Raw genomic sequence first — 25,167 nt, 5'->3', positions numbered from 1 at the left:
AGAAGTAGATAAGGATACAACTATCCGGAAAAGCCGGATAGTTCAAAAAGAAGGTAATCGGAATATTTCTCGTGAAGTTTTTATTTATAGTCTCGAATTTTCCATCCGCATGATTGGGATTACCTACCTCGCCGCTTTCATTCTTTTTCATCGTCGCGTTTCATCCGTAGGTTCAGGCATTCTGTTTATAATCTCTTCTCCTATCTGTCAGTCCTTACCACCCGGAAACCTACATTGGCGTAGCCCTGTGTGCCAGTCCTCACAACGTCCGATTTCTCGCTGCGGCAATCATCTCGTTCAGAGTCCCAACTGCCCCCTTTAACGATGTACGAACCGCTCGAGTCCGTTGAAGAAGTCCATTCCCAACAATTGCCCCAGAAATCGATGCCTCCGCAAGCACCGGTCGTCTGACTGTAAGCATCCACCGCTGTCAATCCCGATTCTACGCGGCCGGAGTTCATAGAAACATCTTTAGGCATGTGACCGGCACCGAGAATCCACTCCTCATCGGTTGGAAGACGATATACGTGAGCGTTATCTTGGGCTGTAAGCCAGTTGCAATAAGCTGTGGCTTCAGCAATCGTAATGTTTACCACCGGATAGTTTCCCTTTCCTGCATCATAGATGAAGTCCTTTTTGAAGTCTGCGTATTCAGCGTTTGTCACAGGTGCATAACCTATGTAAGCATTCGGAGCTGACGCACCGCGCAACACCATCCAGGCATCATTCGGGTCGTCGTCGTTTCGAGGATCGATGAGTCGCAGGAATTGTTGTTCGAGCCGAATATCCCGATTCTCGACCATCTCATCCACAATGCCCTGCATTTCTTCTACGAGGCCGGGAGTTTTTGCGTCCCTCTCCAGTTCGCGGAGCTTGGCTTTCTTTCTTGCTACGACTTTATCATAGCGAAGTCCCATTTGATCTAACAATGCCTGTTTGTTTTCTTCCATCGGGTTTTGTTGATATTGGCGAAGAAGAGCGGTCGTAGTGGCATCCAGTTCAGGACGTTCTTCTTCCACAAGCGGGGCATCCGGGGCTTCAAACTTCAATTCATTTTCCACCAAGTCATTCGGAGTTATATACGAGGCTCGTTCTATCGTTTGATGTACGCCGAAATAATCAGCGACCCATCCGTCTTCTCTATAGATGGAAAGCCTGTATCCTCCATAGACATCACAAGGCAAGGTGGAAATATAATAGTCCTTACCGGGGATGAAGCCTGACGTTTCGGGAGCATTGAAAGTAAGGATGGAGTGTGCATTGCTTATTTCATCGACTGTAGGCATACTTTGCTCATCCCATTTTATTCCGGCTGTTCCGGATAGAGCATAACCATCGACACTTTCCAACTCGACCTTTGTCACACCCGACATCTGGAAGTTAAGTTTTATGCCACCGCCAATGGTCCGGAAAGCCAGAGATTCGGAGATCGTACGAGCCACTACCACAACAGACTTCTCATCATATCCGCTGCCACCACCTGTTTGAGTGGCGGGAACGGTTATGGTTACGCTTTCACGGTCCGAGGACACCACGTTATCCGCGGGATACACGCCATACAAAGGATTATCCTCGGTGAAAGAACTCCCGACGGTGCCTGAAAGGATCGACGTGCTGCCGGATTCTTGTGTTTCCGCTCTAACCGCCTGCCCATCGTAGACCAGCATTATCATATCGCCTTTGCTCCAGTTCACATAAAGCCCGTCAACGATGGATGCGGTAAGGTTTCCCGAGGTCGAGTCCTGTTCTTGCCCATCGGGCAATACGGCTTCTTCTATTTCTTCATTGTCATCTTGACACGAGTTCATTGCGGACAGAAAGAGTAACGAAAGACAACATAAACAGAGAATCTTCAAAATATTCTTCATAATCAAATCATTATTATTGAGGTTTTTCCTTTTGAGAGCGATGATACAGATGATTCATCATTCTCCTTTCCAGTTTATAGACACGTTCAATCTGCTTTTGCGTCAGAAATTTGCAGTATTCTGCATAATACTTCTTCCGCAGGTCGAGTATCTTTTGGCTGTGAGCGAACCGGTCTGCAATAATCTGCTTCGTTTCTGCGTCCGAGCAGCTCGAAGACTCTTTTCTAGGACGGGGCCCCAGTGCCCAGATTTCTTTCTGGAATTGACAAAAAGTTGCGGTAAACTTTTTTGCGGTTACGTCATCCATCGTCATTTCTTTCACGATATATTTAGCTTGTGTCTCGGCTAATTGTTCCCGCGTCATACGTTGTCTATTGTCCTTTTGGGCATAAGTACTTATGCAAAAGGTGGTCATTGCCATAGCAAGCAGAAGGATTCTAAAAGAACTTTTCATGATTGATACCTTTTATTCGTTTATAAATAAGTCGTCCTGATAGACGGTAAGTAGATAATTCTGGTCGGCGCTGCTTAGGTTTGAAAAAGCTTGTTCAAACATCTCTAAGTCGTCCGTCTTTTGATGGTCGGGCAGCGTGTTGAAGACAAGCAACAATGCGACGCTTGCCGCCACGAGTCCGCCGGATATTGAATACCAAAGGCGATAGTTCCGCTTGGACTTGGATGGTGTCGTCTCATCCTTTATAGTCTCCCATACATTCGTTTCGATGTCGTCTAAAAAGCCTTCGGGTGCGGTATAGGGCATTCGTTTACCTATGCGGTTGAAGTTAAATTCTTCTTTCATATCTCTAATTGTTTAAGTTCATATATTTTATTATCTTTTCTTTGGCGATATGATAGTTCGACTTTACATTCTCCGAGGTTGAACCTGTAATATCGGCAATCTCGTCATATCCCAATTCGTTATAGTACCGCAAGTTGAAAGCCAACTGCTGCTTGGTAGGCAATGTCAGGATAGCCTGTTGCAGCCTGACCGTTTCCAAATCGCTGTAATCCACATACTCGTCGGCCATCATACTGTTTAACTCAACCGGAGAATCATCCAACGGCACCCGGTCGTTCCGACGCTGGCTTAGAAGACGCAAGGCTTCGTTGGTGGCAATCCGGTAAATCCATGACCGGAAGGAACATTCGCCCTTGAAATCGGGTAACGACCGGAATATCCGCACGAAAGTTTCCTGTGTCGCATCTTGAGCATCCTCGTGAGCTACCACCAGTCGTCGGATGTGCCAATACAGTGCTTCCTTGTACTTCGCCATCAGACTTCGGAACCCTTTTTCCGGCTCTTTGGCTATGATTGCCATCAGTTCCCGATCATCCCTTATTTCCATAAACAACAGGTTCTGATGCTTCCGGACATTCGCCAGAAAGAAAGTTTAACAAGGTTGTCCCGGTTAGCAACTGTGCAACGACAAGACAATGCTTGTGGTGGTGACGGTGGCGTGGCCGACGTACAGTCACACACGATTGCATCAAAAATAGAACGGTCGCTCCTAAAACTATTAATTTCCAAATCGGTTTCATGCGTTATCCTTTTTTATATACACTTTCTTTTTCCCTCTGATTACAAGTTGTATGGGCTTTTTCTTATCCATCGCAAAAGCGTCAAGCTCGGCTTCTGCCGCAGCCTTGTTAAGTTGCGTCATTTTTACATACTGCTTGATGGTGAGGTACTTATTTGTTTTTAAGTAAGCCACAGCCATCGCCAATCGTTCCTTTTGGTTGAAACGGTTGCTGATATGAGATGTTACGTCAGGCCGAGTCACAACGGTAACTACCCGATGTGGATAGTAATGCCGATTCCTGTGTTGTGCGTTTGTAGTTCCGCAAATCAACGTCATCGTAATTACCAGTATTCCAGTTTTCCATTTTCCAGTTGTACGCATAGTCTTTTATATTATTTCGTTATACATTCACGTTGGACGTCCCTCTTCGTGAGTTCATTATACATAAAAGACCTGGCAAAAGAACAAAAGTAAAATTGAACGGGTATTTTTTTCATGAGACTAACTAGATGAAAGAAAACTTCTAATGGGAAGGTTGTGAAAATAGATGTGTCGATAGCAAAGAATTATTTGAAAGAGAACGAACTAGAATCAATGGGACGATTGGTCAACGCTTTTCTACTTCTATTTATCTATGAAACAAAATTTCAAACTTAGATCATACCATTAGTTTGTGCCTGCTTTTATTATCATATTGTCAGAATGTTGCTTAAGTTGATGAATATCAATATTCTACCACCTGACAATAACCATTGATAATAGGCTGACAATAAAATATTTCTACTTTTATTGTCAGCCTTACTTTTATCTCTTATGATACCTTTATTACCTGATAAACAGTACCTTTATACGTGTGCTTCGAGGTAATTCCGCACTTTTGTAACAATCTCCCGAAGTGATATACTTTGTTGTCGGACAATGAAATACCGCTTTTTTTCTTCAGATAATTCAGTATCTCGACCGGAGTAAGAAATTCTCCTTCCTCTTTTGTTTGCGCAGCTTTAAAATACTGATAAAACAATTGCAGCATAGCCGGTGTTTGCTCAAACTCACGGTTGTTTTCAGTCATAATCTGCTCATCTTCACTGTCAAACCAGTATCGCTCACCATGATAAATCTCGTGCATGGCTTGTGCGTAAAGCTGTTCATAGTCTATCGGCTGTGTAGTGTCGATGTTTCCTGTCACTTCAATGCAGATGAAACGACGGCTTCCCGAAGGATCAGTCAGCAAATCTTTCTGATTGCTTGTACCGATAAATGAGGCATATCGTTGCAATTCAAGTACCGAGCGACCATGCGGTTTCCGAAGATTGACCACAGGCTTTTGGAGAATATGTTTCAGAAATCCCTGTTGCGTCAAAGTAATCTGGTCGAACTCATCAATGTTGATGAGCGCAAACCGATTCAGATACAGTTCCGCATCCCGTTTCTGGCTGAAATCAATACTGTCCGTATAGTAAGCTCGAAGTGCAGGCGGAATCATTTCACGGCAGAAAGTTGATTTATGAGTTCCCTGTGCCCCTACTAATATGGGGGATGTACTATTCGCGTGCATTTTATCATATTTTCACTTGCACATAATACTATCATAGTAAACGCCAATACTCATTTACAATAAAACTAATAAAAAAGCCAGCTAACATTACGCTAGCTGGCAACTAATATCAATAACTAAAGATTCACTATTTTATTTTCTCATTTAATATTTCCATAAAGTTGTGCTTCTGTGCTTCTTTCATAATACTGTTCGCATCTTCTTTTTTTACGTTCCTTAACACTTCAATCAGTTTTGTATAATCAGTACCTAAATTGTTCTTCTCTACAATCCAATCAATGAAGAATCCTTTAGCCAAAAAACGATAGGTAAATCCTGCATCCAAACCTGCTTTTATTATGGCTTCTGCTCTTTTAACCAGCTTATTTGGTTCATCCCCCATTTTATTTTCCAAAACATCCTCTCCATATTTACACGTATCTGCCAGTACCGATTCATTTATCTTAGAAGAATAAATCAAATACTTGCTAAGCGTTGTCAGTGAAAATCCACCATTCGGTAACATATCATCATTTCCACCCCTCTTTGCTTTTTGATGTTTCATATCCATATATTTAACGATGAACTTTAAAACCTCATTATCGGGATACGCAGCATAAGCCTGTTTAGCAAAATCTCCTTTATTCCACTTTACTGACGTATTATTCATTACTGAAATCATAATTCGTATATCTTCATCTTCAACCAATGGGTATATAGCCTTTATAAGTGTAGGGGCTTTAGGAGTATATTCTTCTGGTTTATCTTCCGATTTGCTACCGTCCTTCTGCCATTTCTTCATTGCAGTTTCATAATTTTTCTTAGCCTTTGCATCTTTCTCTCGAAGCTCCATTATAGCCATATACCTGTGCTGTCCTTCAATAATAACCAAATAATCCTTAGCCTTAGAAGAATCTATTGGCAGTCCAGATATAGGGTCTTTCAAACTTAACCCTGCTTTTATAACATCTTCGCCATCAACCACAACAAGCGGGATATAATGCGTATGTTCTCCAATAGATTTGACTTTGCCATTCAAATTAGCCTTGCTAATATCTCGATTGATACCACCAGCAATAAAAGCTACTTTCTTTCCTTCGTTTACTTCTCTTGATTCCAGAGCAAAAACTTCATTCTTCATACTTTCTTTTGCATTCATAATATCTTTGCAGTTTTTAGACTGGTGCGCTCCAGCTTTATTTGTTATACTGCAAAGATGATGCTTTATTAAGAACACTAACAGGGATAAAAAAACACTGCTTTCTTATTCCCCTACTTCACAAGCTGCAGAATGAAGTATTTAGAGAATGAGAAAGCAGAAATGAATAAAAAATAAATCAGAATCAATAATAGAATGCGTTCATACTCCTTATGTCTTTATCCTTATATTGTTTCAACAAAGATTTCAGATAGTCATTATCAGTTATCACACTCTCATTGCTTACAATACCAGTGAAATATAGGAGATGAGAGATTAGCATCTTTTCCTTGTCAGACATATTAGCTCCCTTCTTCCTTTTCTCCTTTACCTGTTCTTGATAATTCAGCGCTGTGATAATCATTTGTGAGAAATAATAAGCCAATACAGAGAATGATTCAGTATGTGGATTACTCAAATCAATATGACTGGTATCCATTTGGTTTGAATCAATAGTCTTTAATCCATTAGCACAAAACTTCGCCATACAGGCAATAGCAGTTTTGTTATCCATCACAATATTCTTCCTTCCTATTTTCAATGTAATACAAATAGGACTTTTAAAAACTGCCCCAAACGGAGTGTCTCTCTTGTAATCCTCACTAATAGCATCTATGAACTTTTCGATCTGTTCTTTAGGTGATTCTTTGACCTCTATACCTTCCATACACTTACCCCAACTACAATCATAGCAGAATAGTAGCAGATACCAGAACTTTTCAGCATCTAAATCCAATGCCATAAGCAAATCTTGCAATTCACGATTCTTTATGTATGGATCAAACGAGAATTTACCTTTCAATATTCCTCTGTTATACCTTCCTTTAAAAGTATCTGGCGTTTGTGACGGTAACATATATGTCTGTCCAGTTTCTTCATCATAATCAAAATCAGGAAAATATTCTTGTGTTACTGGATATATATACTCTAGTAACTCGCTATACTGTATTGAGAACTTATCTACTGGCTTCATAGTGTTTTTGTTTGCAATGATAATAAAAAAACAGCAAATGAATTTCTTCAAATGCTGTTTTTCTCTTTTACCATTAATTATCGAAAATAACTCTTTATTATTTTTGGGGGCTTCTTTCTCCCTTTTTGTATCCTAACTTTACTATTCTTTTATACTTATAGAATCCCATTTTACAGTGAAATTAGGAGCGTGCAATAATTCATCATAACTACAAGTATCAGATAATAAGCAAGAATAAACATCATTAGACATTGCCCCATATCCTTCAAAGGTATTTTTTAGCTGAATCAAGTGATAACGTTGTAAACGATAAGTTGCATTATCATACACAGTTTTTATTCTACCATACAATTCCCTCGAAGTATTTTTCCTTGCTTTCATAAGACTATTCCAAGCTTTCTGCTCATTCAAGAGGCACACTTTTACTTTTTCTTTTGAGCTTATATCCAAATAATCATAATAATCTTTAGTATCTATGGCGCGCAATATCGCATTATATTCTTGTGTGATTATGCTGTTGGGGATTGGCTTATAAACCTTATCAGGCTTATATTTCTTTACTTGTAATGCGAAATATAAATCTAAAATTCCTGTAAAACGCATTTGAAACATTTCTTCACTTAACTGACTATATGCCATATAAGAAGCAGAGCCATCACCATATCCAATAGAATCCAAGTAACAAATTTGAGCTTTTAATAATTGACTGTATTCTTCCTGTTCTGTATGCAATGATAATGGAACACTTTTTTCCTTTAACAACTCTTCTAACTGTTTCTCATAATGATAGCGTAAATATTCCATCCAAATTTCACTAATATTGAAACTTGCATTTATTTGCATTTGATTACCACAGCCTTTTTCTAGTTCTGCATCTGGAATCAGATTATTAGTGATGATGCTATCTATACACTTATATCTATCCACAGGATTTTGAGGTAGTTGAATTTGTTTTGCTTCAATATAAGCTTGAAGCAATGCAGTAACTGCAATATCATTAGAATCTTTATTAACAATAGATTGTTGCATACAAGAATCCTCAATCGTATAATCTAGCCAAATAGCACAAACCGTATCTATTAAATCATTCTCTAATGGATATAGCTTCTTAAAAACAGGGAATGTTACATCTTCTTCTTGTTCTCCTAAATTAGAGTGGGACAAGAAAGTGCCATATAGGGACTTTGCACATTTTATAAAGTTCACTGCTGCCAATGAATCTTTCATTTCTTGTTCACTTGATTGTCTTTTCCTCTCACATGATAGAATAGAGCATAAGAACATAAGCAATATACAATATAAAATTTTCCTCATAAGTTTATTGGGATCTATTGGGTAAAACTAATTATTGCATATAAGATAAATCGCCAAAACCACAACAGGAACGATGATATACAATGCTACTGCTCCTTCTTCAAAACTCCCATTTTCTTTACGTGGACAAGTTATATATGCTATTACCACATAAATTACAATTCCTATTACTGCGCCCATAAATCTTTATTTTATCAGTTATGTTTTCTTTTGTTTTCAGATTTAACTATGAGTGAAAAGATAAAACCACCTACCGCTCCTGCTAATATTATCATTAAAAACTCTTCCATTAGACTTCTTCTTATTTAGTATTTTTCAACTCACAAGCTCCCCAAATTATAGCCACAATGTTTAATACACTGTACAATATAACGCTTCCCATTGAAAGAGGAAGAAATCTTGCTCCAAAATATGTAGCAATTACCAGCATGACAGGAAGTGTAGCATCTCCATTCTCTTCTCCTTGCACAACATCCATTATAATAATATAAATAGCCGTTAAGGCAGAGTAAACAATTTGCTCATACTTCAAAATATCTCCCATTGTAGTATCACTTTCGATTGTGATGATAGAAAAAACTATATCCTTTAAAATCCAACCTAACAGGAAATAAACAAGTATTCCTATAATAATCCATCCAATCTTTGTCATATCAAATCATATTCTGAATATTTCTAAATCTATCATTCACGTCGCCATATCTATTATCAATGATAGCTTTGATTTGCTCCATTGCATCTCTAACATAAGGCTCATGATCTTTCAGTATAGTAAATTTACGTTTTACAATAACATTAAAAGAAGAACTAAACAATATACGTTCCTTCAATTTTTTCATTATGTCATAAGTTCCATTATACCCACGATTATAAGGCGTTGGAATCAATGTTGAAAAATAGTTTTGTCTCTGCTGTTGATAGCGAGCTATTTGTATATCTTCTGCTATTCTGTAATAAGTATGGTCGCTAATACCTATATCAGCTTTATAAGTTCTTTCTCCACTCCAAAAGCTATCTTCAATACAATGTATGAAAACTTCATATTCTTTGTATTCAAACTTTTGGGCATTTGATAAATCTCTAACAATATATGCCATAGTTTTATGTCTTTTTTAGAAGGAAGTAAATGCTAGTCCTAAAACTAGCATTATACTTTTAAGTCCTATTATTGCTTCACAAAATAATCTTCACGAGTAGATGATGGGCCTTCTGTATAAGATATAACAAGAGATATCGCACTAAACGTCTTAACAGAACAAAATAATGTTTCATCCCCAGTATATGCAAGTGTTAAAGTGCTATTTTTCTCATCATAAGAATAATTGCCACCCTCTACTCTTTCATTTTCCACTAAATTATAGAATGTACCATCTGCAGAAAAAACAATGCCTAATCCACCATCAAATCCATTTTGTCCAGGAATACGTGTATGACCATCTTTAATAGATTTCGTCATCATCCAAGTACCCACCAATGGAGAGTTATTATTATCTTTTTCATCATCGTTATCGCTACAAGAAGTAAAACCTGCACATAAAGTAATAACCAATAAAGTCGCAAAAAATCTAAATGTTTTCATATTCTGTAAATAATCTTTTTGTTAATAAATTAATTGTAGTCTAAGCTGCTCAAAAATTGAGTTGGCTACTTGAAAGATAGTAGCAAAATTTGTTTCTAAATGTCTGATTCGTAGTCCTATATCGTTTTATGTACCCTGTTTCCTTCAGATACTATTAAAAATTAAAAGGCGTGGAAACTATTGAATATTATCATATTGAGGCTCTGGACTGCCCAAGGTTGAATAATAAACAATAGCCCACGCCAAACGATATATAGACTATCTTAACAAGATAGGTATATAACATTGACGTGAGCGTTCTTGCCTATTATCTTCAACCTTCGAAATTGTCCAGATTCCAATATGAGATAATATCTTAAACGCTCTTCGTTAACTAATATGTCCTTTCAGCCCTAACACATTAGGTATCTGAAATTGCCACAAAGTTACGAAAAGCGTTTGTAATAGCAAGAACTATTGTTTATTAAAAAGTAAGGCAATCATAAGTATTTAATAGCTCTTCTTGTCTCAATCCTAAATATCTCTTAGTAATGGATACACTAGAATGATTAAATAGCTCCATCAGTTTAACGAGTGCTAGCTCTGAATTATCACTATTCATATTATACACCTGTCTACCAAAGGTTTTTCTTAAAGAATGACATGAAAAGTTCTTAACTGATAACTTGTATTTAGTTTGCATCTTTTTCAATAATACATCAATACTTTGTACCCTGTAAACCGTTCCTTTCTGACTTATCAAAATAGGTGCATTTATTCCAATCGGTTGTATCTGTTTATAACAATCTGCAATATGTCGTTTTAACTGCTGGTTAATTCTGATAGTACGCTGCTTTCCTGTTTTCTTCTCTATTATCGTAAATTCATCAACATTTAAAATCTGTTTCCAATGTAAGGCAAGCATATCACTTATTCGTAATCCCCAAAAACAACCTATTGCAATAAGTAAGGACATTTTATAATCTCCATCTTTATAAAGAGAACGAACTAAATTCATAGCTTCTCCCCATTGTAAATAATCGGCTGTTGTATTACTATATTTCAAGCTCATAAATATTCAATTTTATAGGTGAATGAATAAAAGTGAATATCCCATCATTACCACCAAGAAGCCTATAAAGCTAACTTGCTGATTTATAATGAAACATTCACTTTGCATATTAGTGACGATTATTTGCGTCTTCGACATTCCACAAACCAACACAAAGGATAAGCAAGATTAATGGAACACAACCTGTAATAAAAGTCAATACCACCCAAAAGAGCCAAACAAGTATTTTATAATAGAACATAATTCATTGTTTTACGCAGTTAATAAAATAGGAGAATACCCATTACTGAATATTCCCCCTGTTTAATCAATCAATAAACCACTTATATTTAGTGTCTCCATGCAAAGCGGCATTTATTCCTGTTGCTATTTCAGTAGCATTTACCGCTCTATCCAAGAAGCTATCTATATAACTGCTCTTGTTTGCTCCTGTCAATAAATTGTACAATTTCCACATACTTATATCATTCCCCAAGCTCCCAAAATTTTCATCATTGATATATGCTTTTGCAACTGCATTTATTTGAGAATCAGTGATAAGCATTTTAGGAATATCTTTTTGATAGCCTTGTGGTAATGATTGATAAAGTCTCATTCTCCCAAGTAATTGGCAAAATTGATGTTCTGTCATACTGGTATTGCCTAATGACTGTAATAGGTGTAAATGTTTGGCAGGTTGGTAACTCTGAAACATCTCTAATACAGCTTGATATAAATCCCTTGTATTAGTGACCTCTAAACAACTAAGAAAACCGTCTGTTGATACACACAAATTAGTACATACTTTACAAGTAAAGCCAACAAATACCTTAAACCTTTCTGCTCCTTTCTTTGAATACAAATTGGTATGATTATAAGCTCTCACACCACCAATAGTAAGAGTTAGCTTATTCCCGTTCACCGTTTCGTAAATCGTAGGAACTTGAATAATAAAAGCACATCTTTCGTAGTAGATTGTTTTATCCGTTTCCAATAATTGATTTGCAGGTTTATGAACTGCTTCAGGTATTCTTCCCTTAATAATGTGGCTTACACGAATATCGGGCTTATCAATACTTTCACCACTAAAAAAAGTATTTGCAGCATCATAAACAGTCTCTATAAATGCAGGGTGAGGAATTGTAAGCTCATTATCTTTGGCGAATACGGGTGTAATACAATCATCTTTTAAATGTTGCATTGTTACCTCTAGTGTATTGGCTTCCAAGAAATGAGGATTCTTTTTCTTTACCTGTGGCTGATCTTCGATTATTACCGCTTCTTCTGCATACAAACCAAAGTTACTTTCTCTTCTTACCTGTGGCACATTGCCAATAATTTGTAGATTTCTCATAACGAATAAGATTTTAAATGATTTATAAATTGATTACGTAGATTGAAATATATCTTGTTTTCTCTCCAACTACCCTAGGGGGACGTTAGACGTACTCTGCACGGTCTTATGTAACTTTCAATTCAGTAAATCATAGGAGAAATAAGCTGATATATATTTAAGCTCATGTTTTTAATGGATGGGGGTATTATATATAAAGTACCTAATACTATATTGCGTGCCCACGTATTACTATGTACCATAATAGAAAGCAGGGTATTATGCTGCTATATAAAGATATGCTAAGTAGTAATATCAGAAATAGAGAATTGTTTATTTTTTTACTTCATTTATAATGAGTAACTTTGGGTATTCTTAAAAATCAAGAACAGTCTGTTTGCCAAGTATTCTACTCCTTGAATTTTGGATAAACCAAACAGGCTATATTTGCATTTTCCCACACTTCCATTGGGAAAATTAACTCCCATTTTTAAAATTGCGAACCGCTATATTCTCCGTACTTATGGAGATTTTAGTAGTTCAACAAAAAAAGCCGCATTTGACTGTTTTTAGGCGTACAGTCGCTTGCGGCTATTTTTGTATTCAGATGACTAGTAATACACTTTACTTATTATGCTTCCCATATCGGTCTTATTTTGTCTTATAGGAGACATTTCCCATGCTATATCTCTTTATAAATACATAGGCATTTCCACAAATTCTTGCTTCTTTGGTTCTATATTTAAAAGAGCTTTTTTAAAATATTCCCAATGTGGTTCTAATGGAAGCGTTGGAAATCTTTCAGGGAAAAGAATATCTTCCATATAGGCTTCAAATTCCGTAGGTGAATATTTCTTATCTTTAATAAGTTCTGAATTATACATACTCCACCAAGTCTGCATATTGGGGGTACACATAGTAAGTCCATCGCATTGCACAGATTTCCCTTTTCTATTAAACTCGTATCTATCTGGTGGTACTACTCCCTTATCTATACAATACCTGTATAGAGTATTATATACTTTATCTTCGAGGGTATTAGTTCGATTGAGTAAGAATGAATCTTCTAAGATCATATATCCACGTGGTATAGGCTTTATTAATTTTAGTTCTTCACATTCATTTAGTTGTCGCTTAACTTTATCCCTGCTCATCTTTAAATCATCTGCTATCGATGATATATTTGCTTTCTCTTTTCTGCAATTAGCTGTATAAATCTTAGTAGTGCCTGGCTCACATAAACAAGCCAAACGGATTAAAAAGCCTTTTATTTCGTTCTCAATATCCGTCCTGTATATAAACTGTGGATTTAAAAAGTAGAATCTTTGTAGTTCATGGAAATAATATAAATTTTTCTTCCTTTTATCTCCCTTATAAGGTACACCAAGAACTTTATCAATTTCTTTTTTATCCTCCTCATTATTGGGATTCAAAGTTTTTATGGATAATATGGATTTATACTCTTTCAATTTACTAATATAACCCTCAACTGTACTTTCTGATAAATTCAAATCTTCCTGCATCTTTTTCTCACCAATAACAGAAGCACATTCTTTATTGCATTTAGTCCGTATATAATAAAGTAGTAATGCTTCCATATTGGCACTTTTACTTTGAGGAGTAAGTATCAAGTCTTTGTTTACCGTTATATATTTCATCAGTAGCTATGAAGTCTTGATTATCAATCAAAATAATCTCCTGCTTTTCTTTTTCTATCTTCCTATATCGTGAAGTACCAAAAAACTTTTTGGCTTCCTTTCTGTTTTTAAAAATATTTCCTGTTGGTTTGTGTAGTATCATATATGAAAATATGAAAAATGGGGTGTACCCCTATGGATATTAGTATGTTTTATATTAATATATTATCCTTGAGAATCTGACACTTTGAAAAACGAGAATCTGACACTTTATAAAAATCTTAGTTAGATTGTATTTGGGGTATCGAATAAACTGTGATAACCTTTCCCTGTATCCTTCTTTTGCTTTTAATATAGCCATTTAAGCTAGCCCATAAGCCAACTCTAAGATTGTTATCTGTAACTCCTTGTTTTAGTGCTTTTTCTCTGATTTCTTCATAGGTGAATGTTTGCATAGTACTGTTTAAAATAAAAAATGGTGATAAAATAGTGTATCTTTTGTGTCTGTTTTATCTTATACGCTATTTGTAATATATTGATACAAAGGTACTAAGTTTTAGGGGAGTGACCTAATACCTGTACCACAAACTGAAAAAATCGACTAGAAGTATTTATAACATGTGATTACTAAATATCAATACCGATAAAAAGTATGTACCTTAAAAGATTGTTACTTTTTGCTTCTCCTATTGATTACTCTCTTTGTGTAGTCTGGTTTCCACTCTCTAAGGACTTCTGTTTTATTGTATTTTTCTAGTAAATCCCACACTTCTTGAAAACTATAGTCACCACATACATCATTATCAAACATATCATTATTTCCAGCAGTTATAGAAAAATCAGGCAATATATCCCTTACAGAAGAATAAACCTTGTTTATCAACAATTTATCTTTCTTATTAAAAGTAATAGTTTCGTCACTGGCAAAAGCGTATTCTATTCTAAACTTGGGCTTGTTCACATTATAAAGAACATTATATTCAAGTCCACTGGCAAATAATATTGTAAATACCTTTTGATTCGTTTTTACGGAATAAATCTTAATAGCTTCAATTACTTTATGAAGTATGTCATATTTTTCCGATTCATCTGTAATATCTATATCCTTAATTTCCTCAATGGCTTTAATCCTTCTTTGAATTGCCTGTTTTTTACTTTCAATAATGTCTATTTCTTTTTGATAATCATTAGCTTCCGTACTCATTTTGTTAAAATCCTCCATTTTGCTAGTAAACACTGTAGGGTTAGTGTTTCTAATTAAAAGAAGGGTATCAAATAGCTTAGCTGCATCTTTATTAATTTTATCTCTTTGCATCTCAAAGTTATTTTTTGACTCTGACAATTTAGATAGTTGTTCTTGATAGGGTTCAATCCGTTCTTGTGCCTTGTTAGATGCAATAGTACTCTTAAATAGTCTCTCAACTAAATTCCAAATTATAGGTTCAATATTGGTTGCGCTAATACCTGCACTATGACAATCTGCAACATAATTAGCTCTAATGTTATCAAACCTCGTTTGGCAGGCATATATACTTCTACCACTGTTGCATATATACCTTCTTCCACAATCTGTACAAAATATCAAGGCTCTTAACAATGGCTTATTAACCATTTCAGATTTGCTTCTATTCCTTCTTTCAATCAATTCATTTTCAGATTGCTCAAATACTTCTTCACTTACTATTTGTGGTGCTGAAACTAACTCAACAACTTTTTTATTTCTAATAGTCATTGTATATTTCGGCACTCCTTTGTATACAGGATTATGCAATATATCTCTTACTGTTGCTAAACTCCAATTAGGATTGCCCTTCTTTGTTTTTATCCCCTCACTAGTTAAAATCTTACTAATCCTATTGGTTGATACTCCGTCTATAGATAGTTGATACATTCTTCTAATAACTTTTGCTTCATCTTCATTTATTGTTAATTGTTTTGTTGTCGAATTATAATTATAGCCATAGGGAGCTATAGGAGTATAACTATGACCTTCCTTTAGAATATATCTTCTTTTACTGGAAATTGTTCGTTCTTTTAAGGTCTCTATTTCTTGCTCTGCTATCATTGATATTACTCCAATGGTAAACATTGCGTTCTTGTTTTCCGTGCCGTCATCATTCAAAGTATAGAGACCTTCTTTTTTAGTAAAGATACAGATTCCCTTATTAGCGAAATTCTTTACTGTTTGCTGAATGAAGATAGACCTTCGAGAAAGCCTAGATAATTCCCACACTAAAATAATATCAATATCATTTTTAGTCAATTTCTCTAGTTTCTGAAATTCTGTTCTATCATCTTTAAAACCAGAAACTTTCTCTTCAAAGATATATTTCACTTCAATATCATTACGGGCAGCATAGTCTTTTAATTCATCCGTTTGTTTACCATAATCTTGTATTTCTGTAGATACTCTACTGTAAATTGCACCTCTCATAAATCTTTGCTGTTTTAATATAGTACAAAGATAATAAATGGTAGTATTATGTGCAAATGTTTTTTGTCTACCCATCTCCAATGCGAAACCATATTCAGGAACCAACGATGAAAAAGCAATTCCCAATGTGGATTGTTGCAAGGAACCCTGTTTGCCAAAGCATGAATGCGGTCTTTACCGTCCCAATGCGGCAAATGAAACAGAAATTCTTCCAGTGGGTTATAGATAGGCACACGGTTGGAATGTAAGTAACGGTCTATGTCCCTGTCCCATACCCCGATTCCTTCAGATTGGGCGTCCAGCATAATACTGTTTTGCGCCCGTTTGTCGATGGGATGGAAATAGAACTGAAACGAGAAACGCTCCCGGTATTCCACTTCTCCAATCTGCGTATTGTAGCGAAACTCATAGCGACGATTCATAAATTCGTCCATTTGCAGGCTAAGGCGCTGTTCTTTAGTCAGACAATTGCCTTTGGCCACTCCTTTGCATTCCTTATATACGTTTCTTATCATTTCGCGTACCAACATCGGATTTTTTCTTTTGTAATAACGCATGATGGTTCGTCGGGTTACCTCCTCTTCCGGAATGCCGGAGTAGTAACAGTTTTCGGCAAGCGGGACTACTAAAGTTTGCAAATCACTATCATTCCGATGCCACGCTTGGTCCATTTCTTCAAATGTTTTCCGCAATGCCGCTTCGTAAAGTAATGCTACAGTATCTTCCGTATCATATCCCGGCAAGGCCCGATTCAATGGAGATGTTTCAGTGCTCGATTTCTCATGATACGTCATTTCGCCGGGCATACCGATAGGCTGTGAAAGGTAGAAGGGGACAGGGGTGGGGCGATAAATCAAGTCCGGATCATAGCTAAGACGTGAGAATTGTTCCAGTTTTGGCTCTTTTAGCAAAATATTGAAAGGGAGTTGAGGCTGATAACATTTGATGGCTAGGCGATAGGCATGCGCTTGAAACACTTCGGCCTCTTCCACTGTTTGCGGCAAAGTGCCGTCCGGCCGTGTGAAGCAAGTCCATATCTTGACACTTTTTCCGCTTGCTCCCATAAAAGCCAGCATTATCTGGGGAAGTTCGGCAGCCTTTTGCTTCACAATATCCACTTCTGCTTTTCCGGCTAACGGACCAATGGTCAGTTCTACAATACCATTGTAGGTCTTCATTCGTTTCACTCCGTTCACTCGCCCGAAAGTTGCGGCAGGAATCACTCGTGGTAGTTTGCTAGCGAGAGAACAAGGTTCATCGGGTAGAACAAAATGCAGGGCCTGACGTAGTCCGGATACCGGGCGGAGCTTGGTTTCTTTCTTCATTTTCTCTATCAGCAGGTCAATGTCCATCACGCTTAGTGCTTCCGTATCTCCGTTTTCCCTGATTTGTGTAATCTTCATTTCTTTTTATCTTGAATTTTATAGACTTGTAAGTGTTTGTTATTGGTTTCAAAGGTACGGATAAGGTACTCGTAAAACAAGCTATTTGGGCTTTATCATGACAAAGGAGCACGGCTTTTTTATTTGAGTTTTGATTCAGCTATTTATGAGATTTATCCATTATACGAATAGGAGGTGCTAATGGCTTGAAATCCTTCGGTGTGATTAAACTCCGTGTTAATGGCGGTGGTGTTTTTTGTACATCTTTATCAAAGAACTTTTGATAGGTCAGTTTCCCCTCTCCAGTTGCTTGAAGTATTCTTTCTACTATTAGATACCGGCTTTGTGTGTTGAAGTACGGTCTGTTATCATCCATACAACTGATGTCTTCCGAACGCGTAATACCTTGGGGGTAGTAATACCCCCCTTCGAAAACATCAACATGTGGATACTCCGGCTTCCCGATGAACCTACTCCAAGGTACTTGCTCTTTCGTGTAATAAGGAGAGATATTTAAATTGTAATTATACTCTTGCCAAAGTAGTAAATTCTCCTTCTCTTCATTCGGAATAGTAGTATCATAAACTATGTATTCATCAGCAAGTCTTCCAAAGCCATGACCGCCGAATTCATGGCGAACTATATTGGGAAATTCGATTGTGTAATAAGACTCTTGCGGATGGGAGACTGGTATCATTGCAATACTTATTCCGTTGCTTACCGTCCAGCAAGTGCCTGCATAAGTGTTTTCGTTGATAATTACACAGATTGATGTGTTTGTTAAATCCTCCTCTGTCATATCAGGAGGAAGAAGGGCATAGGAGAGAACCCTATCATAATCGCATTCTATGCCGGTTCCTCCAACGAGTGTGCTGGAAAATACTGTATTCTTCCGGATATTATCAACCTGGCTGCTTATTCCGGTCTCTTCTGAAAAAGCTGCTATTTTATAAACTGAAAAATACTCTCTGTATGTTTTATAGGGCTCAATTGCGAATAAAGCTTCAATGGCTTCGTCAGCATTTTGATCGAATAGTCCTCCATTATTAAAGTGGTTGGAAAGATAACCGTCTCCGGTGATTATCAATTTAATTGGATGGGCTTTTTTACTAATCTGATATATGGTATAACCTCCATCTCCATAGTTCCCGGTCTTAATAGTAACAGGAATTGATACTTGTTGTCCCGAATACTTAATGGATAGTGTAAAGGATGAATCATTACGTTTGTTATTGTCGTTCACTTTAAATTGAATGCTTCCGTTTCCTTTCCCCGATAGAGGCGAAATGCTCATCCATTCAGGCCAATTCTTATCTGCGATTTCCCAGTTTACATCAGAAGTAATAGTCAGCTCGTGACTAGTATCATCAGGATTGAATAGCAGTGACTGGGGGGCGATTACAAATGTCAGAGGAGATTGTTTTATTTGTACTGTTGCAGTTGCCCCTCCTCCCGTTATAGTTAAACTGGCATTTCTATTTTGTACTGTTGCATTAGGAGATGCTTTGATTGATACTTGTGTAGTGCCGGGCTCTCCATGCGAGGGTAAGCATTGGATTCCCTCTTTGTCACCAATTAAAGAACCCGTCCAACTAACATTGGAGGTGATTATTAGTTGAATTTCACTTCCGTCATTTGTTAGACTGATTTCTTTTTCATTTATTTCTATCGACGCTTTTTCTTCCTTGCTACATGACAAAATTGTTAATCCAATAATGAGAATGAGGGCTAATTTTGAGATTTTGTTTATCATACTTATATCTCTTGTTTTTATTTGGTATGTGATATTACAATACTTCGTTAATAAATAACGAAAGTTTTCCACCCCAGACTTGTTATGAATACAAAAATAGCTAATTTTAGCGAAAGGAAAACATCTTGAGTGTTAAAAGTGGCAGAAGCCGTGTGAAGAACTAGCGAAACCTGAATTTGTAACTTAATCCGCGACTAATGAAGTTTAGGGCTAATGAAACGGGAGCTGATACATTGGGAAACAGATACGGACGTGCTGTCTACCGCGTATTGTTATGATAAGAAGCAGGTATACTTCCATTCACCTGCCGGTATAGTTCCGCTAAAGTGTTGGTATCTGTAGTTCGTCACGGCCGTGACGAGATCTTCCCACGGCCGTGGTAGGAACTTGTCACGGCTGTGGGAAGAAGTCACCACGGCCGTGGGAAGGTAAAGATACCGTTACCCTAGCCGAACAATACCTACTTGTTAAGTGAAAGATATCAGCTACATAACATTCATTTAATGGGGTTACATTCATTTGATAAAGGGTATGTATTTCCTATATCCTGTTTACTGACATTGAACTTCCTCCCTTTCAATACAAAACTTCCTGTATTTATTTCCGTATTTCCACTGTGTTTCAAAAAAAATACATATCTTTGTCATGCGCTTTCTACTCATCAGCGTGATGAAATAGGTGGAAAGCGTTTTTATTTTTAGTAGGAATATTAACGTATTGTCTCTCTCTTCTGAAACCTAGCAAATTTCTGTCCAAAGAGAGATGATTCAACAGATATTCCACGCGAACGGTCGTATGTCAACATATCGATGTAAGATGTGTTATATATAAACGATTAGCGTGGGTGTCTGTTGTTATCATTATCTTTTGGACGGGTTGCTAGGCCTCAGAAGGAGATATTGATTCAACAGCATTCACGCTTTTCTTGTATCCGGTTGGTTTCATAACCCTTAAAAATCCCCAACCAATTCCCCGTCCGTCCGGAATGCAAGAAGCGCGAATGTGTGTTGCATCAACATCGATAGAGCGCTATTTATTCCTCATTGTCTAACAAATAAAGAACAAACACTATGTCAGAATGGATTAGCATAGAAGCAGCAGCCGAAAAATACCGGCTTGAAAAAGAGTATATATGGCTCTGGGTGGAAATGAAAAAAGTTGCGGTGTCTTATGCGGATGATGTCGTTACTGTAGACGATGATAGTCTTCAAGAATTTATAAAACGGACCAAACTGGGAATTACGTCAGAATATATCGACGCATTAGAGCAGCTTTGCATGGAGAAAAACAAGTCTTGCAGACTGTATGTCTCGCTATTGGATATGCGCGATCAAGAATTAATGGCCATGAGAGGACAGGGATCACGATTGGATGGCTTATGGAAAATGGTGGAGGAACAATACGAAAGACTGCGAAATTTTGAGAAAGAGGCTATATCCGACAATGCAATTTGCAGCAATTGCTGGATCAGAAAAATATGTAGAAAGTTGAAACGAATCCTATAATATCCTGCTGCGAACCTGATCTATCAAATAATAGGCTGACAATAAAAGTTGAAAGTTTTTATTGTCAGCCTATTGTCATGGCTTATTGTCAGCATGTAAACGGTTGAAATTCATCGTATTATTCAGGAAAAATGTTGGCTGACAATAAGAATCGTACAATTTATATGTAAACCTAAAACCTATGAAATCTTTCTATTGTTAATCACACGCATGGCCGCAGTATAGTATTCGCAAGGAACAGATATCAGAATACCGTTTAAACCATTATCTTTCGTTGATACCTGAATATAAGCTGCATTCAATAAACTCTTTACGCTGGCCACTTCCCAAGGACTACCAGCAAAAACTTTAACTTGAGAAATCTTTCTACTTGTAATCATAATCTTTATAGTGTGTTTTTGTTTTTACTGCGACAAAGATAAAACAGAAAAATAAAATAGAAGTGCAATTTTGTTTCATATATAGTATACAAATGATTCATTGAATCAGGATTTGCATTAATTGACCAGTTTTTTGCGTTAATAAGAGTTGTTTTCCCTCACATCATTCATCTCTTATTTTGCGTATTCGTTATTGTTTCTACAAGGCTATTGATATAAACCTCTATATTATCATAAGCCGTATTTAGGTTTCTTCCGTTCGCGTCATATTTTTCAGGATTCAATCCATTGGCGGTTTCCCATTCGTCAGGCATGCCGTCATTGTCAGAATCGGTCACTTGAGGCAATGATTTTAATGTAGGCCATGCATTCCAGTCGCTACCAGCTCCAGAAGGCTTTAGATCTTTCTGACTATCGATAAGTCCACCTTTAGGATAATTCTGACTTTTCCAATGGATGATACCCTTGTCGCAATGTTCACAAGGACCGTTCGGACAGGGTTCATCTCCTAATCCGTTGTGTTCGTTCTTTCCGATGAATTGTGCCGTTCCTGTACGTGTCTCTTCAACGATACGAGTATCTATATCATCTCGTTTGAGACTGCAACCCGCATATTTCAACACCAGTTCGTAAGCTTTTTGTGCCGTGTGGGTAGTTACCGCATCTACTTCTACCGGAGTATCCCGTTTCAGTTCATCGAGAGAGTGACCGGTGTTGTTACGGATACCAGTCCAGTTGTCTTTGTTCACTTTTGCAGCGGCGGCTTCTGTCAGTTGGTTTCCTGCCTCGAAGTAATTCCGGCTAATATGATACTGCCCCAATTTTCCTTTGATTGGTGTAAAATCCCCATCAGAAGAGCTGATGTCGATAGCCATCACACGGTTGGCCACTTTGGCGTCTGTGGCAGGTCCGGGTTTATAATAATTGTCTACAATGTTAATCCCCATTGCCGCACCACCATAACATCCGTTACCACTCCAGTTATAAATAACATTATTGCGCATATCGGTACGTTCCTGACCTTGATATTTTACTCCGGAACCGAAACGTGGTGTACGACTGTCATGGTGTGCCATCAGATTATGATGATAAGAAGCGTTGACTCCTCCCCAAATACCGCCATATCCATGAGGGCCTTTGGTATGCCCCGACAAGCGGAGACTTTCCGAAATAATACACCATTGCATAGTAAAGTTAGTATTATCATAGAATGAAGCACATTCGTCTGTGCTCCAACTGATGGAACAATGGTCAATCATGATATTGTTTTTCTGGCGTCCTCCCAGAGCATCTGCACCGTCGGAGGCCGAAGAGCCCAGCAAATCCGTATCTCCCATCCGGAAACGCAGGTATCGTAGAATTACATTATCAGCCGATACATTTACTGGAAAGTGAGCCAGGCAGATACCGTCTCCGGGAGCTGTCTGTCCGGCTATCGTGACATCACCGTTCCGAATGTCCAGTGTCGATTTTAGATAAATGGTACCGGATATACAGAAGACAATTATACGAGGCTCCTTTTGTTCGATGGCATACCGGAGGGTACCCGGTGCTTTGGAATCTTCCAGGGATCTGACAATATATACCTTTCCACCTCTTCCTCCTGTAGCGTTCATTCCTCCTCCTTCAGCTCCGGGAAAGGCATATGCTGTTTCTTCCACTGGTGGAGATACGGAAGGAGAATCCGGTGGGGTCTCCTGTTCTTTATTATCTTCATTGACTGAAGATGTGGAACAGGAGGAGAACGTTTCTACTTGTGTGGCAAACAGTAGTGCCACGAAAATGAATTTTACCTTGTTGTTTTTCATGTCTTACCTGATTTTTTATAAAGTCTGATGATAATGATACTGATACAAATGTAAGCGGATAGAATTTGATAGACAACTGGTTGCATAGATAGTGCACCAGATTGCACAAAAAGTCCGCAACTTTTGAATGATAATAAAAAAGTCCACGCAAACAAACAAATAGTGAGAAAGTATTCATGTTGTTCCGTATACTTTTGTAACGTGAAATAGCAACTGCTCAAGGCAGGACGACCAAATAATAATAGAATAAGAATCTATCATTAAGAATATAACAAATAATTTATGAAAGCACATTTATTCTCAAAGATGTCCCAAGGACTATTGTTGTTATCAGCTTTGCTGGCAACAAGTTGCAAGGAAAGTAGCAATAACTTTTTTGTTCCCGACCATGAAGCCCCTTCTTTGGTGTCTGTTACTCCTGCAAATGGTGAAACGGCAGAAGAAAACAATACGATTCTGCTTACTTTTAACGAGTATGTGAAAGCAGGAGAAGGGAAAGCGAATTTCAATGGCGAGGAAGTAGAGTTGACTTTCAAAGGTAAAACAGCGTCTTACGCTTATGCTGCTTTGGACTATAATCAGGCCTGTCAGTTCAGCCTCCCCAAAGGTGCAGTCATAGACTTTCAGGGAAATGTATTCGAAGGTGTCAGTATTCAGTTTACAATCAGAGAACGTCCTCAACCGGAAGCACGCATATTTGATGCGGTGGTCAGTCCTGATGGAAAAGGAAACTATACCAGTATACAGAAAGCAATAGATAATGTCCCCTCGAAAAGAACAGAACCCTGGCTCATTTTCGTGGCGAACGGAACGTATGAAGAACAAATAATCATTCCTGAAGACAAACCGTACATTCATCTCATCGGACAGGATGTGGATAAGACAATTGTCAAGTTACGAATTAACAGCTCAACCGAAGCCAGTGCGACTGATCCGGATGTGTGGAAGTACTCTTATAAGAACTTAGGAAAAACGGAAGCCGCTATGGTATCGGTGAAAGCTACGGATTTTTACGCAGAGAATATATCTTTTGTAAACGGATATGGCAAAGAATTACAAAAAGGTCCTATGGCATTGGCAATGTATACCCAGAACGACCGTAACTCATTCAATAATTGTAAGTTTTTTTCGTACCAAGACACTTGGCAGACCGGGCCTAAATCGGATAACGGTAGGCTGTATGCACGGAATTGCTGGATTGAAGGAGCCGTTGATTATTTTTATGGAAATGGGAATTGCTTTCTCGAACATTGCACCTTTTATAATATGAGGGATGGCGCAATTATTGTTGCTCCTTCTCATAAAGTAGGAACACGTTGGGGATATGTGTTGAATAATTGCATTGTGGATGGAAATGAATTGGCTGATACAGAAAGTGTCAAGTTGGGACGTCCCTGGCATAATTCTCCGATAGCTGTATATCTCAATACGATTTTTAATATAAAGATAGCTCCGGAAGGATGGACGGATATGGGAGCTATTCCTCAAATGTTTGCTGAATATAACAGTAAGGATAAGGAGGGGAATACTGTAGATTTAAGCCAGCGTAAAACGCAATATACCTATCAGGATGAACAAGAGAATCCAGTGACAGGTATTTGTCAGGCTGTCCTTACGGCAGGTGAGGCAGCTCGGTATACGTACGAAAACGTTGTTCGTGAGGGCGATAATTGGGATCCGAAGAAATATATGGAACAAATATCCGCACCGGAAAATCTGAAAAGAGAAAACGGAGTCTTAAGTTGGGATGCTTCGAAATATGCGATTTGTTATTTGGTAATTGCGAACGATGAAACTGTACAAATAACCAAAGAAACGTCTTGTAATGTTGAGGAAGGAAAGACATATCAGGTGAAGGCCGTTAGTGAGTATGGGGCTTTGAGTGAACCTTCAAAAGAGTGATGACAATTAAAACTTTA

At 37.6% G+C, this 25,167-nt stretch carries 23 protein-coding genes and 3 pseudogenes; 3 read left to right on the top strand and 23 right to left on the bottom strand.

Annotated elements, in window-relative coordinates; all coding sequences use genetic code 11:
• Positions 1-200: 200 nt before the first annotated feature.
• From DXB58_RS05670 to DXB58_RS05645, 6 genes are read right to left on the bottom strand one after another with little or no spacing between them, the layout of a single operon-like run.
• Positions 201-1,868, bottom strand: a complete 1,668-nt coding sequence (locus tag DXB58_RS05670) for an SUMF1/EgtB/PvdO family nonheme iron enzyme (RefSeq protein ID WP_122136186.1) — start codon at positions 1,866-1,868, stop codon at positions 201-203.
• 13 nt (positions 1,869-1,881) lie between these two features.
• The gene (locus DXB58_RS05665) at positions 1,882-2,322 is read right to left on the bottom strand and encodes a hypothetical protein (protein ID WP_122136185.1); all 441 of its coding nucleotides are present in this window, start codon (positions 2,320-2,322) and stop codon (positions 1,882-1,884) included.
• A 12-nt stretch (positions 2,323-2,334) separates the two neighbouring features.
• A complete protein-coding gene (locus DXB58_RS05660) occupies positions 2,335-2,628 on the bottom strand; it encodes a hypothetical protein (protein ID WP_233527243.1) in 294 nt (97 codons plus the stop codon).
• A gap of 43 nt (positions 2,629-2,671) precedes the next feature.
• Positions 2,672-3,214: an RNA polymerase sigma factor gene (locus tag DXB58_RS05655; protein WP_122136184.1), complete on the bottom strand. Its 543-nt coding sequence runs from the start codon at positions 3,212-3,214 to the stop codon at positions 2,672-2,674.
• Entirely contained in the window at positions 3,198-3,407 is a 210-nt protein-coding gene (locus tag DXB58_RS05650; protein WP_117935583.1) for a hypothetical protein, read from the bottom strand. The genes DXB58_RS05655 and DXB58_RS05650 overlap by 17 nt, the downstream gene beginning before the upstream one ends.
• Complete coding sequence (locus tag DXB58_RS05645; protein ID WP_122136183.1) at positions 3,404-3,769, bottom strand: hypothetical protein; 366 nt, start codon at positions 3,767-3,769, stop codon at positions 3,404-3,406. The genes DXB58_RS05650 and DXB58_RS05645 overlap by 4 nt, the downstream gene beginning before the upstream one ends.
• A gap of 144 nt (positions 3,770-3,913) precedes the next feature.
• Here DXB58_RS05645 and DXB58_RS05640 point away from each other — a divergent pair.
• Positions 3,914-4,009: pseudogene (locus DXB58_RS05640) on the top strand (hypothetical protein); the annotation flags it as partial.
• A gap of 190 nt (positions 4,010-4,199) precedes the next feature.
• Here the strand turns inward: DXB58_RS05640 and DXB58_RS05635 are convergent.
• The 15 genes and pseudogenes from DXB58_RS05635 to DXB58_RS05575 all read right to left on the bottom strand — a co-directional run.
• A pseudogene (locus DXB58_RS05635) lies at positions 4,200-4,949 on the bottom strand (VapE domain-containing protein); the annotation flags it as partial.
• 121 nt (positions 4,950-5,070) lie between these two features.
• Entirely contained in the window at positions 5,071-6,081 is a 1,011-nt protein-coding gene (locus DXB58_RS05630) for a hypothetical protein (RefSeq protein ID WP_122136182.1), read from the bottom strand.
• A gap of 184 nt (positions 6,082-6,265) precedes the next feature.
• On the bottom strand, positions 6,266-7,093 hold the full coding sequence (locus tag DXB58_RS05625; protein WP_122136217.1) for a hypothetical protein: 828 nt from the start codon (positions 7,091-7,093) through the stop codon (positions 6,266-6,268).
• A gap of 141 nt (positions 7,094-7,234) precedes the next feature.
• Positions 7,235-8,320 (bottom strand): hypothetical protein, encoded by a 1,086-nt coding sequence (locus DXB58_RS05620; RefSeq protein ID WP_233527242.1) that lies wholly within the window; start codon positions 8,318-8,320, stop codon positions 7,235-7,237.
• A gap of 114 nt (positions 8,321-8,434) precedes the next feature.
• Complete coding sequence (locus DXB58_RS27890) at positions 8,435-8,587, bottom strand: hypothetical protein (RefSeq protein ID WP_199487923.1); 153 nt, start codon at positions 8,585-8,587, stop codon at positions 8,435-8,437.
• A gap of 121 nt (positions 8,588-8,708) precedes the next feature.
• Complete coding sequence (locus DXB58_RS05615; RefSeq protein WP_233527241.1) at positions 8,709-9,059, bottom strand: hypothetical protein; 351 nt, start codon at positions 9,057-9,059, stop codon at positions 8,709-8,711.
• A gap of 1 nt (position 9,060) precedes the next feature.
• Positions 9,061-9,504, bottom strand: coding sequence for a hypothetical protein (locus DXB58_RS27885; RefSeq protein WP_199487927.1), 444 nt, complete (start codon positions 9,502-9,504; stop codon positions 9,061-9,063).
• A 68-nt stretch (positions 9,505-9,572) separates the two neighbouring features.
• On the bottom strand, positions 9,573-9,986 hold the full coding sequence (locus tag DXB58_RS05610; RefSeq protein WP_122136180.1) for a lipocalin family protein: 414 nt from the start codon (positions 9,984-9,986) through the stop codon (positions 9,573-9,575).
• Positions 9,987-10,449: 463 nt separating this feature from the next.
• A complete protein-coding gene (locus tag DXB58_RS05605) occupies positions 10,450-11,037 on the bottom strand; it encodes a tyrosine-type recombinase/integrase (RefSeq protein WP_122136179.1) in 588 nt (195 codons plus the stop codon).
• A 307-nt stretch (positions 11,038-11,344) separates the two neighbouring features.
• Positions 11,345-12,370 carry a DUF3871 family protein gene (locus tag DXB58_RS05600; protein ID WP_122136178.1) on the bottom strand — a complete coding sequence of 342 codons (1,026 nt, stop codon included), beginning with the start codon at positions 12,368-12,370 and terminating at the stop codon, positions 11,345-11,347.
• 671 nt (positions 12,371-13,041) lie between these two features.
• Positions 13,042-13,947, bottom strand: a complete 906-nt coding sequence (locus DXB58_RS05595) for a hypothetical protein (protein WP_233527240.1) — start codon at positions 13,945-13,947, stop codon at positions 13,042-13,044.
• A 10-nt stretch (positions 13,948-13,957) separates the two neighbouring features.
• The gene (locus DXB58_RS05590) at positions 13,958-14,149 is read right to left on the bottom strand and encodes a hypothetical protein (RefSeq protein WP_117932451.1); all 192 of its coding nucleotides are present in this window, start codon (positions 14,147-14,149) and stop codon (positions 13,958-13,960) included.
• Positions 14,150-14,656: 507 nt separating this feature from the next.
• A complete protein-coding gene (locus DXB58_RS05585; protein ID WP_122136176.1) occupies positions 14,657-16,420 on the bottom strand; it encodes a recombinase family protein in 1,764 nt (587 codons plus the stop codon).
• A 29-nt stretch (positions 16,421-16,449) separates the two neighbouring features.
• Positions 16,450-17,823, bottom strand: a pseudogene (locus tag DXB58_RS05580) (BT4734/BF3469 family protein); the annotation flags it as partial.
• Positions 17,824-17,962: 139 nt separating this feature from the next.
• The gene (locus tag DXB58_RS05575; protein ID WP_122136174.1) at positions 17,963-19,555 is read right to left on the bottom strand and encodes a M64 family metallopeptidase; all 1,593 of its coding nucleotides are present in this window, start codon (positions 19,553-19,555) and stop codon (positions 17,963-17,965) included.
• Between the two features lie 1,070 nt (positions 19,556-20,625).
• Between DXB58_RS05575 and DXB58_RS05565 the strand changes: the two genes are divergently transcribed.
• Positions 20,626-21,060 (top strand): hypothetical protein, encoded by a 435-nt coding sequence (locus tag DXB58_RS05565; protein ID WP_122136173.1) that lies wholly within the window; start codon positions 20,626-20,628, stop codon positions 21,058-21,060.
• Between the two features lie 179 nt (positions 21,061-21,239).
• Here DXB58_RS05565 and DXB58_RS05560 read toward each other — a convergent pair whose 3' ends face one another.
• Both DXB58_RS05560 and DXB58_RS05555 read right to left on the bottom strand, forming a co-directional pair.
• Positions 21,240-21,440 carry a DUF2007-related protein gene (locus DXB58_RS05560; protein WP_122136172.1) on the bottom strand — a complete coding sequence of 67 codons (201 nt, stop codon included), beginning with the start codon at positions 21,438-21,440 and terminating at the stop codon, positions 21,240-21,242.
• Between the two features lie 167 nt (positions 21,441-21,607).
• A complete protein-coding gene (locus DXB58_RS05555) occupies positions 21,608-23,248 on the bottom strand; it encodes a polysaccharide lyase family 1 protein (protein ID WP_122136171.1) in 1,641 nt (546 codons plus the stop codon).
• Between the two features lie 282 nt (positions 23,249-23,530).
• On the opposite strand from DXB58_RS05555, the gene DXB58_RS05550 reads away from it, so the two are divergent.
• Positions 23,531-25,150: a pectinesterase family protein gene (locus tag DXB58_RS05550; protein WP_122136170.1), complete on the top strand. Its 1,620-nt coding sequence runs from the start codon at positions 23,531-23,533 to the stop codon at positions 25,148-25,150.
• Positions 25,151-25,167 lie beyond the last annotated feature (17 nt).

The sequence above is a fragment of the Bacteroides sp. OM05-10AA genome (assembly GCF_003439055.1).
Lineage (GTDB): Bacteria > Bacteroidota > Bacteroidia > Bacteroidales > Bacteroidaceae > Bacteroides > Bacteroides intestinigallinarum.
The sequence above is the reverse complement of the archived record's forward strand: the minus strand, read 5'-3'. Positions and strand labels throughout refer to the sequence as shown.

Bases quoted from the DNA above. Each gene is read 5' to 3' on its own strand.
- DXB58_RS05670 (WP_122136186.1), bottom strand. From the start codon at position 1,868: ATGAAGAATATTTTGAAGATTCTCTGTTTATGTTGTCTTTCGTTACTC.
- DXB58_RS05665 (WP_122136185.1), bottom strand. From the start codon at position 2,322: ATGAAAAGTTCTTTTAGAATCCTTCTGCTTGCTATGGCAATGACCACC.
- DXB58_RS05660 (WP_233527243.1), bottom strand. From the start codon at position 2,628: ATGCCCTATACCGCACCCGAAGGCTTTTTAGACGACATCGAAACGAAT.
- DXB58_RS05655 (WP_122136184.1), bottom strand. From the start codon at position 3,214: ATGGAAATAAGGGATGATCGGGAACTGATGGCAATCATAGCCAAAGAG.
- DXB58_RS05650 (WP_117935583.1), bottom strand. From the start codon at position 3,407: ATGAAACCGATTTGGAAATTAATAGTTTTAGGAGCGACCGTTCTATTT.
- DXB58_RS05645 (WP_122136183.1), bottom strand. From the start codon at position 3,769: ATGCGTACAACTGGAAAATGGAAAACTGGAATACTGGTAATTACGATG.
- DXB58_RS05630 (WP_122136182.1), bottom strand. From the start codon at position 6,081: ATGAATGCAAAAGAAAGTATGAAGAATGAAGTTTTTGCTCTGGAATCA.
- DXB58_RS05625 (WP_122136217.1), bottom strand. From the start codon at position 7,093: ATGAAGCCAGTAGATAAGTTCTCAATACAGTATAGCGAGTTACTAGAG.
- DXB58_RS05620 (WP_233527242.1), bottom strand. From the start codon at position 8,320: ATGAAAGATTCATTGGCAGCAGTGAACTTTATAAAATGTGCAAAGTCC.
- DXB58_RS27890 (WP_199487923.1), bottom strand. From the start codon at position 8,587: ATGGGCGCAGTAATAGGAATTGTAATTTATGTGGTAATAGCATATATA.
- DXB58_RS05615 (WP_233527241.1), bottom strand. From the start codon at position 9,059: ATGACAAAGATTGGATGGATTATTATAGGAATACTTGTTTATTTCCTG.
- DXB58_RS27885 (WP_199487927.1), bottom strand. From the start codon at position 9,504: ATGGCATATATTGTTAGAGATTTATCAAATGCCCAAAAGTTTGAATAC.
- DXB58_RS05610 (WP_122136180.1), bottom strand. From the start codon at position 9,986: ATGAAAACATTTAGATTTTTTGCGACTTTATTGGTTATTACTTTATGT.
- DXB58_RS05605 (WP_122136179.1), bottom strand. From the start codon at position 11,037: ATGAGCTTGAAATATAGTAATACAACAGCCGATTATTTACAATGGGGA.
- DXB58_RS05600 (WP_122136178.1), bottom strand. From the start codon at position 12,370: ATGAGAAATCTACAAATTATTGGCAATGTGCCACAGGTAAGAAGAGAA.
- DXB58_RS05595 (WP_233527240.1), bottom strand. From the start codon at position 13,947: ATGGAAGCATTACTACTTTATTATATACGGACTAAATGCAATAAAGAA.
- DXB58_RS05590 (WP_117932451.1), bottom strand. From the start codon at position 14,149: ATGATACTACACAAACCAACAGGAAATATTTTTAAAAACAGAAAGGAA.
- DXB58_RS05585 (WP_122136176.1), bottom strand. From the start codon at position 16,420: ATGAGAGGTGCAATTTACAGTAGAGTATCTACAGAAATACAAGATTAT.
- DXB58_RS05575 (WP_122136174.1), bottom strand. From the start codon at position 19,555: ATGATAAACAAAATCTCAAAATTAGCCCTCATTCTCATTATTGGATTA.
- DXB58_RS05565 (WP_122136173.1), top strand. From the start codon at position 20,626: ATGTCAGAATGGATTAGCATAGAAGCAGCAGCCGAAAAATACCGGCTT.
- DXB58_RS05560 (WP_122136172.1), bottom strand. From the start codon at position 21,440: ATGATTACAAGTAGAAAGATTTCTCAAGTTAAAGTTTTTGCTGGTAGT.
- DXB58_RS05555 (WP_122136171.1), bottom strand. From the start codon at position 23,248: ATGAAAAACAACAAGGTAAAATTCATTTTCGTGGCACTACTGTTTGCC.
- DXB58_RS05550 (WP_122136170.1), top strand. From the start codon at position 23,531: ATGAAAGCACATTTATTCTCAAAGATGTCCCAAGGACTATTGTTGTTA.